Below are 16585 nucleotides of genomic sequence, written 5' to 3'. Positions count from 1 at the left end.
ATTTAATCAATTATTGAAGTTCTGTAAAATACAGACTGGAACAGCATTCAGGGAAATAAAAATTAAACCCGGCCGGAAAGTATGTTAAAAAAACAGTAAATTGAGGGAAGTAACTTTTGACACGCTACTATTATTTGAACCAAAACTTTATTGCTTTGAGAAAATCTACTCTACGTACTGCTGCAGCAGGTATATGTGTATGCATAAGCTTGTTTGCTTCCGCACAAAAACAAAAACGCCTTCCGGATCCCCACCAAAACCATCGGTGCGGGACCATGGAACTCCTCAATAAGATCATACAGGAAGATCCCTCCATTGTAGGAAAATGGCAGGAAGAAGGCCAGCAACAATACCAGGCATATCTTCAGCGAAAAGAGGATCAAAGCGGCCAGCGTATACAGGCGGGTGAAATTATTATCCCTGTTGTATTCCACCTCGTAGGCGCCAGCACGGTATTAAATGTGATCCCCGACCGGGATATCTATGAGCAACTGGAGATCCTCAACAATGATTTTGCCGGCCACAAAGCCGATTACTATAAAGCCAATGGTGTTTTCTCGCCTGCCTTCTTATCGGCCATCGGTAATGTACCCGTACGGTTTGTATTGGCCAGGCGCACGCCTGCAGGCACAGGCACGAATGGTATTGAACGGCTTGTCACTACCAAGACCTTTACCCAAACCACCATCAATCAATTGAAGAGTACTGCCCTTGGCGGTTTGGATCCCTGGGATGTAAGCAAGTACCTCAATATCTGGTGTGCTACATTTTCAGATAACCTGTTGGGTATTGCTACCTTTCCATTTACCAACTCAGCATCCATTGGACCACAGGGCGTTGCCATCCACCTGGCTACCCTGGGCGCCAATCCCTGCCGTGGTTATTATTCTCCTTTGTACAACGAAGGCGCCACCCTTTCCCATGAAGTAGGACACTACCTTTACCTCTGGCATACCTTCGGAGACAATGCAGCCTGTAATGATCTCGACTTCAGGATACAGACCGGATGGCCACTCACCCCCGCAGCTTCCAATGATGATACCCCTCCGGAGAAAGCCGATGACAACACCATGTATGGGAATGTGAGCGGCCTGTATACCGACGGATGTACACCATCCGGTATGATGTACATGAACTTCATGAACTATTTTGATGACCGCTCTCTGTTCTTTTTCACCAACGGACAGAAAGAAAGAGTAGTCGCTACCATGGATATGTACCGCGCCAGTTTAAAAACCTCCGATGGCGCCACACCGCCGGCTCCTGTTACAGACGCTTACCTGCTAAGCATTACGCCGATGGGTAAATGTGATAACAGAAGTCCCATTCTCAACAATACACCCATTAAGGCTACCATCCGCAATTACGGTACTACCCCACTCACATCCGTGACGTTGAATGTACAAATTGATGGTGGAGCTGTTGTACCAACTACTTTTCCGCTGTCGCTCGCTGTAATGAGCGACTCTACCCTTACCCTGGGTAATATCTCCGGCGCAAGAGGCAATCACACAGTAGTCGTTTATACCTCTGCACCCAATGGTGGTACAGATAATTATCTGAGCAATGATACCCTGACCTCCAGGGTCAACATACGCACCAATTCCCTCACGGCTCCTTTCACAGAGAACTTTAATGGCGCCTTCTTTCCACCGCGGCTCACTACCGCCAATGACCTGTGGTATGTGAATAATCCAACAGGCGGCAACTCATGGTACCTGAGTGATAGTTATGGATTCTTTACCGAAGGTGCGGTAGCAGCGCCCAACTATGATTACAATGAAGTGGGGCAGTTTGAGGACCTGGTTACACCTCCTATAGATTTCGGCGCTTTCGATAGCTCCGTACTCAGCTTCCGCGTAGCACATGCCCGGTATGATGATCCCAGTTATACCTGGGATGGCCTGGAAGTACAGGCATCCAATGATGGCGGGCAAACCTGGTTCCTGGTCTATAAAAAAACAGGTACAGACCTCGAAACACAAAAAGATACGGAGTCCGGTGCATTTGATCCTGAAGATGATCCAAAGCTATGGCGTACAGAAAAAGTAAATCTGACACCCTTCATCGGCAGCGGGCAGAAACTGATCTTCCGGTTCAGGAATATCAATGCCTACGGCAACAATATTTTCATTGATGATATTGGCGTTACAGCAGCTGTTCAGGCTACCAGGGATGCTGCTGTTGCAGCCATAAAGGGTGTACCCGCCTTCCAGTGTAATGATTTCAGCATTAAACCGGTCATCACCCTCGCCAACAAAGCGAAGGCCAACCTCACTACGGTAAAGATCAATTTCCGTATTGACAACAATGCAGTCACCACCGTGACCTGGAATGGCAACCTTGCCAAAGGAACCTCTGTGGATTATGCTCTCGGTACTTTGTCTAACCTGCCTGCAGGCGCTCACGTGCTCACTGTGTATACTTCAGAGCCTAATAATGGTCCCGACCAGGATGTAACCAATGATACACTACGGGTAGGGTTTACCATCTTTACACCGGTGAATGCACCGATCGTACAAGGGTTTGAATCAGGTACCTTCCCGCCCGAGGGATGGGGACTGTCCACCTCCGGATCAGCATATACATGGGAGAGAAATACCCTTAGCTCAACTGAAAAGACCGCCTCTGCCTGGGTACGCAATTATCGCAGCACTTCAGGACAAACAGATAACCTGTATTCTCCCATCATCAAACTCGAAACAGTTGATTCCATCTATGTTCGTTTTGATGTAGCCCATGCAACCGCGGTATTCCCCGGCAGCACTGCTTTGCCGATGGATACCCTGGAAGTACTGGTCACTTCAGATTGTGGTCTTACTTATACTACGGTTTACAAGAAATGGGGTATTGAACTGCAAACACTAGGTGATCCCAATACTGCACCGCAGTACGACCACACGACAGACCCGATTGGTTTTGTGCCCAACAGCAATTACTGGAGAAAAGAATTCATTGATGTTACCCGGTACGTGAATGGAAAGAGCAGCTTCCAGGTGATATTCAAGAATACCAGCAATGCAGGCAACAACACCTACCTGGACAATATCAATATCTCTACGGTAATACTGCCAGCCAAACTGAAATCAGATGGGTACCTCATCTATCCCAATCCGTTCAGCGGCGCCTTTGAGGTACGGCACCTGATACCACCCACTAACCTGAAGGGCATGGTGGTGATCAGTTCATCAGGACAGGTAGTGTACCAAAAATCATACAATGGCAATGCTGCCAATAGCATCAAGGTAGACCTCAGCCGCTTTGCCAATGGCGTGTATACCCTCAGAATGATCTATGACACCAAGGTGGAGACACAGCGCATTATCAAGAGACCTTACTAAAAAAGCATATATCAACAATCAAATGAGTCGTCCGGGTTTTGTGCCCGGACGACTCATTTGTTTTATACATATCTTTAAGCCTGCGGGTATTGCTCACCAAAACGCATTGTCAACATGAAGCATTTTTATTTGACACTCTCCCTTTTTGCCATTGGGTCACTACAGGCGCAGGAAAAAATAGATACAGCTGCCATCACCCAGGCGGCCAGGCTCATCGACCTCACCTTTACGGCACCCGAAAAAGATTCGATGGCAGATGGCCTGAATGACAACCTGCAGCATTACCGTAAGATGCACCAGCTGTCCATTCCCAATGACCTGGCCTATCCTTTTGCCTTCAACCCGGCTCCCCATGGAATGGTAGCCCCGGTAAAACAAACAGCCATCAACTGGAATATTCCGGCCAATGTAACACTGCCGGCCGACAGGAATGAGCTGGCCTTTTATTCCTTGCTGGATCTTGCTTCACTCATCAAATACAAAAAGATCAGTTCGGTAGCACTCACTACGTTCTTTCTTGACCGCCTTAAGAAATGGGGCGATACCCTGGAATGCGTGATCACCCTCACGCCCGAACTGGCCCTTGCACAAGCCAGGGAAGCCGATGAATTGACCAAAAAAGGAATATACAAAGGACCATTGCACGGCATTCCCTATGGGCTAAAAGACCTGTTTGCTGTGAAAGGATATAAGACCACCTGGGGATCTGTGCCCTATAAAGACCAGGTGATCGATGAAGATGCTTTTGTATATACCCAGCTAAAAAAAGCCGGGGCCGTACTTTGCGCCAAGCTTACCCTGGGTGAACTGGCCTATGCCGACCTATGGTTTGGCGGACGCACGCGCAATCCCTGGAACCTTCAACTGGGCTCCAGTGGTTCATCAGCAGGCTCCGCTTCCGCTACCGTGGCCGGCCTGCTGCCTTTTGCCATTGGTACCGAAACCTGGGGGTCTATCGTATCGCCTTCCCATACCTGCGGGGCTACAGGCCTGCGTCCTACTTTTGGATCAGTAAGCCGCAGCGGCGCCATGGTACTGAGCTGGAGCCTCGATAAGGCCGGTCCTATTTGCCGCAGTGCCGCCGATGCAGCCGTTGTATTCTATTACCTCAAAGGAACCGATGGCAAAGATGCGAGCGCCATTACACGCGCCTTTAATTATACGGGTAAAGCTGATTTCCGGAAACTGCGCATTGCCTATGCCGGCAATTATTTCAAGAACCTGCCGGCGGCTGCACCACAATGGGGCGTACTGGAAACCTTGCGCAAGGCGGGCGCCACCATCAAAGAAGTCAACTTCCCCGATTCGGCGATCTATCCGTTTAACATCATGGATGTGGTGATCAGTTCAGAATCGGCGGCTGCTTTTGATGAACTTACCCGCAGCAACCAGGATGACCTCATCCGGCGGCAGGACAAGAATTTCTGGCCCAACAGTTTTCGGGGTTCACGTTTCATTCCGGCTGTTGAATACATCAATGCCAACCGGCACCGGTCTACCCTCATTGAAAACCTGAATGCCTTTACCCGGCAATACGATGTTATTATTGTGCCCACCTTCAGCGGCAATCAACTGGCGATGACCAATCTTACAGGTCACCCGGTAGTGGTATTCCCGGTAGGTTTCAATCAAAACGGACTGCCTGCCAGTATTACGCTGCTGGGCAATTTGTATGAGGAGGCCACCATACTGGCAGTAGCGAAAGCCTACCAGGAGGCCACCAACTTTCATAAAGTACATCCTGAAAAATTCAAACAGTAACCCAACATGAGAACGATCTATTGTATCCTGCTGCTATCCTCATTAATAGCCTGTAACAGTAAAAAGCAGGCAGACCTGATTGTATACAATGCCACGATCTACACCGTAGATTCGGCCTTCTCTGCTGCAGAAGCACTGGTAGTGAAAGAGGGTAAGATCATTGCCACCGGCAAATCGGCCGACCTGCTGGCGCAATACGAGGCAAAAGATAAAAGAGACGCGCAAGGCAAGTTCATCTACCCGGGACTGATCGATGCGCATGCCCATTTTTTCCGGTATGGAACAGGATTACAATCGGCCGACCTGGTAGGAACGACCAGTTGGGAAGAGGTGATCAAAAAGGTAGAGGCCTTTGCCGCTGAAAATCCCCAGGGTTGGATCACTGGCCGTGGCTGGGATCAAAATGACTGGGTGGTAAAAGAGTTTCCCACCAATGAAAAGCTCAATCAATTATTTCCTGACAGGCCCGTGATACTGGGTCGTATAGACGGACATGGCGCCATCGCCAACCAGCGGGCCCTGGACCTTGCAGGTGTAAAGCCAGGCACCACACTTACCGGTGGCACGGTAGAGGTAAAAAAGGGAAAGCTGACGGGCATATTGATCGATAATGCTATTGACCTGGTGAGGATAAAAGTTCCTTCACCAACTACTGATCAAATTAAGAAAGGGGTATTACAGGCACAGGCCAACTGTTTTGCACTGGGGCTAACCACGGTGGACGATTGTGGCCTGGACCACGAAGAGATCACATTTATTGACAGCCTGCATCGTTCCGGAGATCTTAAGATACGTGTCTACGCCATGTTGAGTGATGCGCAGAAGAATTATGACTTTATCTTCTCTAAAGGAAAAATAAAGACCGACAGGCTGAACGTTCGCGCTTTCAAAGTATATGCCGATGGCGCATTGGGATCAAGAGGCGCCTGCCTGTTGGAACCCTATACCGACCGGCCCGACTGGAAAGGCTTTCTATTGAGCAACCAGGCTCATTTTGATTCAGTAGCCAGCGTGCTGTTCAAAAAAGATTTCCAGATGTGCACACATGCCATCGGAGATTCGGCCAACCGTACCATCCTGAATATCTATGGGAAATACCTGACTGGTAAAAATGACCTGCGCTGGCGTATTGAACATGCACAGGTGATCAACGAACATGATTTTAACCTCTTTGGTCAATACAACATCATCCCTTCCGTACAACCTACTCATGCTACCAGTGATATGTATTGGGCCGGTGACCGCCTGGGACCACAGCGGGTGAAAGGAGCCTATGCTTTCAATGACCTGTTGAAGCAAAATGGCTGGATACCCCTGGGCACTGATTTCCCGGTAGAAGATATTTCCCCCTTTAAAACATTTTATGCGGCTGTTGTACGCAAGGATGCCAAAGGCTGGCCCGCCGGCGGCTACCAGATGGAAAATGCCCTGAGCCGCCAGGATGCTTTGCGCGGTATGACGATCTGGGCAGCCCGGTCTAACTTTGAAGAGAAAGAAAAAGGAAGCCTGGAAGCAGGCAAGATGGCCGACTTTGTTATTCTCGACAGGGACCTGCTCAAGGCGCCGGACACTGAATTATTACAAGTACAGGTATTATCCACCTGGATACAGGGAGAAAAAGTATTTGAGAGATAGCGAAACAGGAGGTCAGAGTTCAGAGGTCAGAAGTCTGAAGTCAGACCTCAGACTTCGAACTTTCGTATTCCGTATTCTGGATTCTGTATTCTATATTTGACTTCTAAGTCTTCCCACATATGAAAAAACTGATCATTCTTACTGTATTCTTCAACATTCTTATGGCTTTTACTATTCCCCAGAAAAAACAGCGCATTGTATTCTTTGGTGATTCTATCACCCAGGCTGGTGTAAAACCCGGCGGCTATATTACAGTATTGGGTGATATGTACAAGCAGAAAGGCGTGCAGGAGCAGTATGAGCTTATTGGTGCTGGTATTGGCGGCAATAAAGTGTATGATCTTTATTTGCGGATGGAAGAGGATGTGCTGGCAAAGGATCCCAATACGGTGGTGATATGGGTAGGCGTAAATGATGTGTGGCATAAAAAGACGTCCGGTACCGGTACGGATGCCGATAAGTTTGAGAAGTTCTACAATGCGATCATCAAAAAACTGCAAGCCAAAAATATCAAGGTATTGATCTGTACGCCGGCTGCTATTGGCGAAAAAACAGACTTCAGCAATGAATTGGATGGCGATCTTAATAAATACGCTAATATCATCCGCCAGATTGCACAAAAGAACAATGTAGACCTGATTGATCTCCGCAAAGCTTTCCTGGATTATAACCTGGCCAATAATCCAGAGAACAAAGACAGAAATATACTCACCACGGATGGCGTGCACCTCAACGAAAAGGGTAACCAACTCGTTGCAGAGCAAATGTTAAAAGCGTTGGGAAAATAAACTGATAGTTTCGCCTCCTGTTATTGATAATGCCTGCCATAGACAAAACAGCAAAAATCCTTATGTTTGCAGGCATGTATATGAGCGATAAGAAACAGATACATATAGCTATTCTCGATCTCTATGAAGGCCAGCCCAATCAGGGCATGCGCTGTATCCGGGAATTGTTAACCCAATATGGGGACGCGCACCAGCTCAATATCAGTTGGGATGAATTTGATGTACGGCTTAAAAATGAGCTGCCTGATCTCTCGTATGACATGTATATCTCCAGTGGCGGCCCGGGGTCACCCCTGGATAGTGAGGGCAGCGTGTGGGAAACCCAGTATTTCAATTGGTTAGCAACTATTGAAGCCTACAACAACGCAGCACACAACCCCGTTAAAAAAAGCGTATTATTTATTTGCCATTCCTTCCAGCTGGCCTGCCGTTATTTTAAAGTAGCGCAGGTAGCCAAAAGAAGGTCTACGGCTTTTGGTGTATTTCCGGTGCACATGCTGGATACGGGGCGGGAAGAACCGGTATTTGCCGGCCTGCACGATCCCTTCTATGCAGTAGACAGCCGGGATTACCAGGTGATACAACCGGATACCAAACAATTACGCAAACTGGGCGCCTCCTTATTGGCCATCGAAAAAGAACGTCCCCATATACCGCTGGAAAGGGCCATTATGGCCATCCGGTTCAATGAGTACATGATCGGCACCCAATTTCACCCGGAAGCGGATGCCTCCGGTATGAGCATGTACCTGCAGCGGGAAGATAAAAAGCACACGGTGATCGAAAGCCATGGTTTTGAGAAATGGCAATCCATGATCGAGCAGCTCAATGACCCGGACAAGATCGGGCATACGAACTCCCATGTGATCCCTAATTTTCTCCACCAATCTATTGAGCACCTCGTAACAGTAGAAGCCTGAGATCCGCTATCGAAGTAAAAGCTGTATTCGCTCGTGGCTCGTAGCTCACGGCTCGTAGCTTAAAATTCGTATCTTCCCTTAAAACTCACCTGCTATGGTACCCGAGCTGCGCAAAGTGTATAACGAAACCTTCAAGGTTGAGCAGTTTAATGCCTTTCTGAAAGCCCTCAACAGTAAATATCCCGGCGCCATTGAATTCCGCCTGGCAGAAACACCTGTATTTGCCGACAAGGCGTTTGCACAGAAAATGTTTGATGCCTGTGAAAGCATCATCGATGTGATCACGGACCCTTCTTTTAAGACCATTACCGAGCGTTCCATACCGGTGGCGGAAAGAGTGCCGAATGAGAATGGGCATGCGCATATGATCGCTTTTGACTTTGGTGTTTGCGCCAATGAGGAAGGCGTATTGGAACCGCAACTGATAGAAATGCAGGGCTTCCCTACCCTGTTTGGCTTTCAGGCCTGGTACCCCGACCTGATGCGGCAATACTTCCCGGTACCGGACAATTATTCGCAATACCTCAATGGCCTGAACCATGACAGCTACCTCCAACAATTGAAGGAAGTGATCATGGGCGATCTGCCGGTAGAAAATGTGATCCTGCTGGAGATAAAGCCGCATGAACAAAAGACAAAGATTGATTTCTATTGTACCCAAGAATACCTGGGCATTGAACCTGTTTGTATTACAGACCTGATACAGGAAGGGAAAAAACTCTATTACCTGAAAGACGGGCAGCAAACGCAGGTAAAGCGCATTTATAACCGCATGATCTTTGATGACCTGCGGGCGCAAAAAGCTTCGCTAGGCAAATTTGTGGATATTACACAGGACCTGGAAGTAGAATGGGTGCCGCACCCCAATTGGTTTTACCGCATCAGTAAATTCACACTTCCCTTTATCCGTCACCCTTATGTACCGGCCACCTGGTTCTTAAATGAACTGAAACAGGTGCCGGCAGACCTGGAAAATTATGTATTGAAGCCATTGTTCTCTTTTGCAGGACAGGGGGTGGTAATCGACGTAACACCGGAACACATTACCAATACAAAGGACCCGGAGAACTGGATACTGCAACGGAAGGTGAAATACGCCGAGGTAATCCCTACGCCCGATGTACCGGCCAAAGTGGAGATACGCATTATGTACCTGTGGAAGGATGGCTGGGACAGACCCCGCCCCGCTATCAACCTGGCGAGGTTGAGCAAAGGCAAAATGATCGGTGTAGACTACAATAAGGACAAGGAATGGGTAGGCGGCAGTGTGTGCTATTTTGAACATTAGACCTGCAGCTGATCACTACTTCAAACATACCTGTATGCAACACCTCAATGATATTAAAGGAAAAGAGATCGTACCCGGTTATTTCGGACGCTTTGTGCATGGCGACAAGCTCACTTTGTCTATAGTGGATATCAAAAAAGGCAGCCCGCTGCCCGAGCATAAGCACCCGCACGAACAGGTAACTTTCATACTGGAAGGAGAACTGGAAATGGTGATCGGCGGAGAAAAGATGGTACTTACGCAAGGTATGACCCATGTGATACCCGGCAATGTACCACACAGCGCCATTGCATTGACCGACTGTCGGGTACTGGACGCCTTCTCCCCTGTGAGGGATGATTACAGGGTTGATTAAAACGTAACTGCGGTCACCGCATTGAATGCGTGCGACCGGCAAAGGATATAAAGCAAAAGCCGCCTCACAACAGGCGGCTTTTGCTATCAGGTAACATAAGCATAGGGGTGCGTCAACCCCAGGTTATTTGGTATTGTTGGGTTATTTGCCGGTCATCCAATCGGGGCGCATTTCGCTATCCTTTTTCTTGCTCACCATGTTGACATTCACTACCCACTCGTCGAGCTTGTACAGCAGTTCCAGTTCAATGTGGAATTCCCGGAAGCGCTCATCAGCGGTTTCGATCCTGAGTGCGCTGGTGGTGAAGTCCACGTCCTCGGAGGCTTCTTCATAATCACCATCGAGGTAATAGACAGTACCATCCACCATGCGTAGTTTACATAGTTTCAGTTGCTGGTACAGGCGCTTGTAAGCAGAAGCAGCTTTACCAAAGGTCTCGCTCCGGAACATGAGGGCCTGCCAGCTGGCAGTAGTGTCGAGCTCGGAATGATAAAGACCTACGAGGCAGGCTTCAGAGCCTGGCAAACTTACCGTAGATGCATATTGGTGCCAGTCGCCGGTAGCCTCTACCAGGTCGCCTGTAATATGCCGGTAATTGTAAGGGAAATCTCCCAGGATGGTTTCTACAGCTTTGATAAAGCCGGGCGATGGATCTTTATCGATCCTGAATTGTGCATGCACAGATAGGGACATGACCATAGCGGCCAACAGCAGGTTGGTTAACTTCTTCATTGGGTTAGATTTAGAGGTGAATAAACGCTTGGTTTTCCACAGGATATTAACGCATACACATAACGGTATACTTCAAAAAAATTGTGGAGCACCTTACATATTATTCTTTCTCATTTAACCCAACACACGTTTCCAGTAAAGGAGCCAATCGAGCATACGGCTGGTGTAGCCAAACTCATTATCAAACCAGGTAATGAGCTTCACATGATTGCCTACTACAGAAGTGAGGGTGCCATCCACAATACAGGAGTGGGTATTGCCCTTGATATCGAGGGATACCAATTGTTCTTCGGTATAATCAAGAATGCCTTTGTATTCCTTAGCGGCGGCTGTGCGGAAAAGCTGGTTGATCTCCATAGCCGTGGTAGGCTGTTTCAACTGAATGGTAAAATCGGCCAGGGCGCCGTTGGCCACGGGTACGCGGGTGGATACGGCGGCAATCCTGTTCTGCAATACCGAGAACAGGTTTTCCAAAGAATGGGCCAGGTCTATTTCCACGGGGATGATGGATTCAGCAGCGGCTCTTCCCCGGCGGAACTGTTTGTGCTGGGCATCCACAATGCCCTGGCGGGAAGTATAGGAATGCAATACATTGATGTGGGCAGATTCAATACCGATGGAATTGAGGAGGTAGAGGATATGGGTGGAGCAGTTGGTCATGCAACCGCCCGGTGAAATAATATCCGTTTCGGGTGTCAGGAGGTGCTGGTTGAACCCATAGATCATGAGGGGTATTTCCGGTGATCCGGTGGTCGACAGCAGTACTTTTTTGGCGCCGACGGCCAGGTGGGCAGAAGCGCCGGCCCTGCTGGTAAAGCGTCCTGAGCATTCGAGCACGACATCCACTCCCAGGGCTTTCCAGGGCAGTTTGATCGGATCGGGCTCCTGCAGGACAGCGATGGATTGGCCATTTACCAGCAACCTGTCATCATCTTGTAAAGTGATCGGGTCAGGGAAAGTGCCGTATACGGAATCATATTTCAGCAGGTAGGCCAGGTTATCCGGCTCCATAATATCATTAATAGCCACCAGCTCTATCGCTTCATGCCCTACCAGTCTTCTGAATAGCAAACGGCCAATTCTTCCCATTCCATTAATCGCAATACGCATATGCTCAGGTTTTAAAAATGCTGCAAATATCGCAAAGAAGCGGATAATAATCCCTCCCCTGTTTTGGGGCCAAATTTGGGTGATCTGGAAGGTTTTGGACCCGCTGGATCCGGTAAACCGGACATTTATGATTTAATACACAATTTATAAGTAATTATAAATCAATACAAAATTGGTTCAATTATTAAGCTTCGGTAAAAATTTTACGCCCGGCCGAATCCCCGGCCCGGCGATTACCATTATTATCCTAAATTTGGCCTTACCAACCTATCAGAATTCTACCAAACCAACCCCCGCTACATCCATTAAATTCTACCAGGTTCATTTGCCTTTGAAAAAGTATGCCTGCAAGGCAGGGTTGTTACTTACTATAACCGATTAAGTTTCTTATTAAAACACTTAACTAAAATGGTGGAGGGAGATTGTATGTATTCGTATGCATTATTAGAGTCTGGTTGTTATTACCTGATACAGGAAAAAGAAGAAAGTCCTGTATCGCTGATCAAAGTAACGGTAGATACAGATTATTGCCTGTATGTGACCAATTATGCGGAGGTGCCGGTATTGGAATGGAAGAAGAAAACCGACCCCATCTTCGATATACTGGAGCTGCTGAGTGATGACAAAGTGAAGGAATGGGAATCTGTTTACAATGATAATCAGGACGCCTATTACGAAGAAGATGACGACTAGTAATATAAACCGGCTCCCGGAAGCCCAGACTACCCGGAGCCGGTTTATCATTTTTCCCGCTATTCTACTTTCCCGGCCAGCCCCCACTACATCTTTCCACTTATAGTCACTACAGTCAGTACTTTATTTCCAGCAAGGCCACCACAATATTATGTTCTGGTTAACGTAAAAATGTATAAATTCAGGGTGTACTGTATACGCTAACGAACCTTTTCTTAAACCGACCTGTTTAGCCATACTACCCGTGAAGCAGGAGTGTGTAAACTTGGTACAATTTTACGTGGACAAATGGATGCTACAGGTATGAACTTCAATGATGATAAATATGTAAAAATACGTAAGGTGTTGCTGATCATTGTCAGCGTACTTACCGTATTGCCCCTGGCCCCGCTCATCAACCGCTATATTCCACCGCTGATGGTAGGCGACTGGAACCTAGACCTGGCTGTATCGGTGATCCTGGCGGGCCTGGCCACCTGGCTGGTATTACGGATATTCCGTTTTCTCCTCATACCAGCCGTTGCCCTCTGTATTCTTGTACTGTTATACAACCAGCTCACCAACGGGTATGGTTTCAGCCATATGGTCACTGATTACAGAACGATGGTGGAAAACAACTGGGGCCGTAATGGCCAGAAAGAGACTGACCTGGTGCTCACGCCGGGTATCTTTGACGGCCCGCTTACAAAGACGATCAAAATACTGCAATCGAAGGTTGACTTCAAGGACTCCATAGTACGGAACTTTGCGGTACAGCATTCACTGGAAAGCTTTGATGAATATCATACGAAGTATGGGCCTGTGGTAAGGCATCTCTCTCTTTTCAAGTACATCAATACGCACTTTAAGTATGTGCCGGATTCGGAGCGGGATGAGTATTTTGCTACGGCCCGCGAGACGATCCTGAATGGATTGGGTGGTGATTGTGACGACCATACGATCCTGATGGTATCATCACTCAAGGCTATTGGGGCGCATTGCCGCATGGTGCTTTCGGAAGGGCACCTTTATCCTGAAATGTATGCGGGTGATAAGAAAGCCTTCGACCGCCTGCAGCAGGCCATCATATACCTCTTTGGCGACCGGCCCATTGACAATATTTACTACCATGAGCAAAATGGGCAGTATTGGATCAACATGGATTACACGGCCAAACATCCCGGCGGTCCTTACCTGAGTGAAAAGGCCTATGCGATCATCGACCTCTGAGGAATACCGGCAGGATTCTTCCAATTAACTTTTAATGATTGTTACCTTACAGGCCTTTCCTGTGATTCAGCCCAGAAAGACCTTCTGATGGCGGTTGTAGAGGGCAATTTCTGCAGGCCCTTCAGCAGCAATCCGCTGCTGCCGATACTGATGGATATGATAGTGGAGATATAGTAGATCAGGAATTTGTCGATGCCATCGGCTACATCAACAATGAAGTAATCAAAAATATAGACGACGATATAAGTACCGTACTGAAACAACAAAGCGCCATGTATGAGGAGCAAAGCTTTTTCACGGGTTACATGCACCACTTGCTGGAGGTAGAGAGAGATCTGCCAGATGATGATGGTCATCAGGAACAATAGTCCCACACCCAGCACATATTTCAATGCAGCATATTTAAAACCTCCCTGGATAAGGCAAAATAATTCAAACAGTATGAAGACCACGAGGCCGATACGAATGAACTTCTTCAAAGCGATAGAGAAGGCTGAGAGGTAAATGATGCCTACCATCATGGGAATATCGAGGGAATTGTAGATCACGCTGGTCACTTCTATGAATTTTTTGGGCAGGCCTTCTATCACAAACATAGTATTCACAAGCCCGTTGATGAACCAGTAGATGGCAAAGTATTGGAAAGGAGTTGCCTGCCAAAGTTTTTTAAGCATTACGATCACCGCAGGCACGAAAGACATGATGATCGTGAAGTAGGATACGAACTGGTAAATTTGACTTTTCACTTAGCTGACATTACCCTGTAAAATCGTCAAAAAAGAACGAAATATTGCATATTTTTCCTTTTTCAGTATTACTACCTTGACCCCTCCTGCATAAAATACGATGCCCCTTTGCGGCTTTTGAACAGCCCTACGTAAATTCCACTTTTACCCTCAGGCGATCTACCCAAATACCACTAAAAACTTCCCATTCAGGCGCTTCCCTTCGCCGCCCACCCTATTCTGTGGGGGAGTAATAAGCAACAAGTTCTATATTTATTACATTCAATGAAGTTTAAAAAACCAACTATGCGTTTACGCCATTTCGTTATGGTGGCTTCCATGCTGCTAACCACCCCCATCTTTGCCCAATCGGATGATCTGCCGGAAGATTATCTTACGCCCGCTTTTCATGCCAGCCGCCGGGATTCGCTGCGGCAATTAATGCCTGCTAATTCAGTAGCAGTTGTATGGGCTTATCCCGTTCGCAATTTTTCCAATGATGTAGATTATGTATATCACCAGAACCCTGATCTATATTATTTCACGGGGTATAAGGAACCGCATTCATTGTTGCTGGTTTTCAAAGAACCGCAGACAGCGGCCGATGGCAGCACTTACAAGGAAATGCTGTTTGTACAAAAACGCAATGCGCAGGCTGAACAATGGACAGGCAAAAGAATGGGCGTAGAAGGCGCCAAACAAAAATTGGGTCTTACGCAGGTATACAATGGCGAAGACTTTAAGAATACGACGATCGACTTCTCCAAATTTGAAAAGATCATTCTTGACCGCCTGCCAACAGACCTTGCAGATGCGCGCTATGACAATGCTGATCTGTATGACCTGATCAAACAATTGAAGGAAAAGGCACAGATCACAGACAATTATGCGCAGGACAAACGATTTGGTACTGCCGAATTCAGGCAATACACAGGCCAGCTGCGGGAAATAAAAACAGAAGAAGAGCTTACGCTGTTGCGCAAGGCAGTGGAGATATCCTGCCAGGGGCAGGCTGAAGTAATGAAGGCGGTGCGTCCGGATATGTCGGAAAGGGAAGTACAGGGATTACACGAGTTTGTACATAAGAAATACGGTGCCGAATATGTAGGTTATCCTTCGATCGTAGGCGCTGGCAACAATGGTTGTGTGCTGCACTACACGGAGAATGAAAAACTGCATGTGGCCAATAAGATGCTCTTAATGGATGTGGGCGCCGAATACCATGGATACACGGCTGATGTAACGCGCACGGTGCCTACCACCGGAAAGTTTACAGCAGAGCAAAAAGCGATTTATGAACTGGTATATGAAGCGCAGGAAGCAGCTTTCAAGCTTTGCAAGGAAGGTACTACCTGGCAGGAGCTGGACAAGGTATCCAGGAACATCATTGCAGAAGGTTTAATAAAGCTGGGTATTATCAGCAAGAAAGAAGAGGCGAATAAATACTATCCGCATGGGCTGGGCCATCATATTGGACTGGATGTACACGACCGGAGCGCTTCGTCCAAGCTGAAGAAGAATATGGTGATCACTATTGAGCCAGGCATTTATATCCCGGAGAATAGTCCCTGTGATAAAAAATGGTGGGCGATCGCGGTACGGATCGAAGATGATGTGCTGATCAAAGAAAAGGACTATGAATTGCTTTCCTGGGCGGCTCCCCGTAAGATCAGCGATATTGAAAAGCTGGTGGCGGAGAAAAGTCCGCTTGATAACTTCATTTTGCCTAAACTAAAGGCTGCCAAAAAAGGCTTTTAGAACGCTTTAAACGGGTTGACATACGAAAGAGGTGCTTCCCTTCAGGGCTGCCTCTTTGCATTCAGAAGGGCCTGTAAAGGGCTTTGAGCGCTATAAAATCCATGCCCGCCTGCGCTTTCCGTGCGGAACAGGGGCCCCTACCTGCTAAAGTATATTTCCGGGACCAGCCGGGCAAAAACCGTATAAATACGAATAAATAGCGAGTGTTTCTACCCACAAATAGGTTGTTTTTCGCAAAAACACTATATAATTAAAGGTAATATCTCTATA

At 47.5% G+C, this 16585-nt stretch carries 13 protein-coding genes; 10 read left to right on the top strand and 3 right to left on the bottom strand.

What is annotated here, in order from left to right:
* Positions 1-275: 275 nt before the first annotated feature.
* The 7 genes from D3H65_RS31800 (at position 276) to D3H65_RS31770 (ending at position 10088) form a co-directional block, all read left to right on the top strand.
* Positions 276-3341 carry a zinc-dependent metalloprotease gene (locus tag D3H65_RS31800; RefSeq protein ID WP_119054172.1) on the top strand — a complete coding sequence of 1022 codons (3066 nt, stop codon included), beginning with the start codon at positions 276-278 and terminating at the stop codon, positions 3339-3341.
* A gap of 114 nt (positions 3342-3455) precedes the next feature.
* The gene (locus tag D3H65_RS31795) at positions 3456-5102 is read left to right on the top strand and encodes an amidase (protein WP_119054171.1); all 1647 of its coding nucleotides are present in this window, start codon (positions 3456-3458) and stop codon (positions 5100-5102) included.
* Positions 5103-5108: 6 nt separating this feature from the next.
* A complete protein-coding gene (locus D3H65_RS31790; RefSeq protein WP_119054170.1) occupies positions 5109-6737 on the top strand; it encodes an amidohydrolase in 1629 nt (542 codons plus the stop codon).
* Between the two features lie 119 nt (positions 6738-6856).
* Positions 6857-7525 (top strand): SGNH/GDSL hydrolase family protein, encoded by a 669-nt coding sequence (locus tag D3H65_RS31785; protein ID WP_119054169.1) that lies wholly within the window; start codon positions 6857-6859, stop codon positions 7523-7525.
* A gap of 62 nt (positions 7526-7587) precedes the next feature.
* The gene (locus D3H65_RS31780; protein ID WP_245999638.1) at positions 7588-8445 is read left to right on the top strand and encodes a type 1 glutamine amidotransferase; all 858 of its coding nucleotides are present in this window, start codon (positions 7588-7590) and stop codon (positions 8443-8445) included.
* A gap of 94 nt (positions 8446-8539) precedes the next feature.
* Entirely contained in the window at positions 8540-9733 is a 1194-nt protein-coding gene (locus D3H65_RS31775; protein ID WP_119054168.1) for a hypothetical protein, read from the top strand.
* A 34-nt stretch (positions 9734-9767) separates the two neighbouring features.
* Entirely contained in the window at positions 9768-10088 is a 321-nt protein-coding gene (locus tag D3H65_RS31770; protein ID WP_119054167.1) for a cupin domain-containing protein, read from the top strand.
* A 141-nt stretch (positions 10089-10229) separates the two neighbouring features.
* Here D3H65_RS31770 and D3H65_RS31765 read toward each other — a convergent pair whose 3' ends face one another.
* Together D3H65_RS31765 and D3H65_RS31760 are read right to left on the bottom strand one after the other, a co-directional pair.
* Entirely contained in the window at positions 10230-10820 is a 591-nt protein-coding gene (locus D3H65_RS31765) for a hypothetical protein (RefSeq protein WP_119054166.1), read from the bottom strand.
* 114 nt (positions 10821-10934) lie between these two features.
* Entirely contained in the window at positions 10935-11930 is a 996-nt protein-coding gene (locus tag D3H65_RS31760) for a type I glyceraldehyde-3-phosphate dehydrogenase (RefSeq protein ID WP_119054165.1), read from the bottom strand.
* A 426-nt stretch (positions 11931-12356) separates the two neighbouring features.
* Between D3H65_RS31760 and D3H65_RS31755 the strand changes: the two genes are divergently transcribed.
* The gene (locus D3H65_RS31755; RefSeq protein WP_119054164.1) at positions 12357-12623 is read left to right on the top strand and encodes a hypothetical protein; all 267 of its coding nucleotides are present in this window, start codon (positions 12357-12359) and stop codon (positions 12621-12623) included.
* Between the two features lie 288 nt (positions 12624-12911).
* Positions 12912-13832, top strand: a complete 921-nt coding sequence (locus D3H65_RS31750; RefSeq protein WP_245999637.1) for a transglutaminase-like domain-containing protein — start codon at positions 12912-12914, stop codon at positions 13830-13832.
* A gap of 41 nt (positions 13833-13873) precedes the next feature.
* Here D3H65_RS31750 and D3H65_RS31745 read toward each other — a convergent pair whose 3' ends face one another.
* Positions 13874-14578: a hypothetical protein gene (locus D3H65_RS31745; protein WP_119054163.1), complete on the bottom strand. Its 705-nt coding sequence runs from the start codon at positions 14576-14578 to the stop codon at positions 13874-13876.
* Between the two features lie 285 nt (positions 14579-14863).
* On the opposite strand from D3H65_RS31745, the gene D3H65_RS31740 reads away from it, so the two are divergent.
* Positions 14864-16315 carry an aminopeptidase P family protein gene (locus D3H65_RS31740; protein ID WP_119054162.1) on the top strand — a complete coding sequence of 484 codons (1452 nt, stop codon included), beginning with the start codon at positions 14864-14866 and terminating at the stop codon, positions 16313-16315.
* Positions 16316-16585 lie beyond the last annotated feature (270 nt).

It is taken from the genome of Paraflavitalea soli (assembly GCF_003555545.1).
Lineage (GTDB): Bacteria > Bacteroidota > Bacteroidia > Chitinophagales > Chitinophagaceae > Paraflavitalea > Paraflavitalea soli.
The sequence above is the reverse complement of the archived record's forward strand: the minus strand, read 5'-3'. Positions and strand labels throughout refer to the sequence as shown.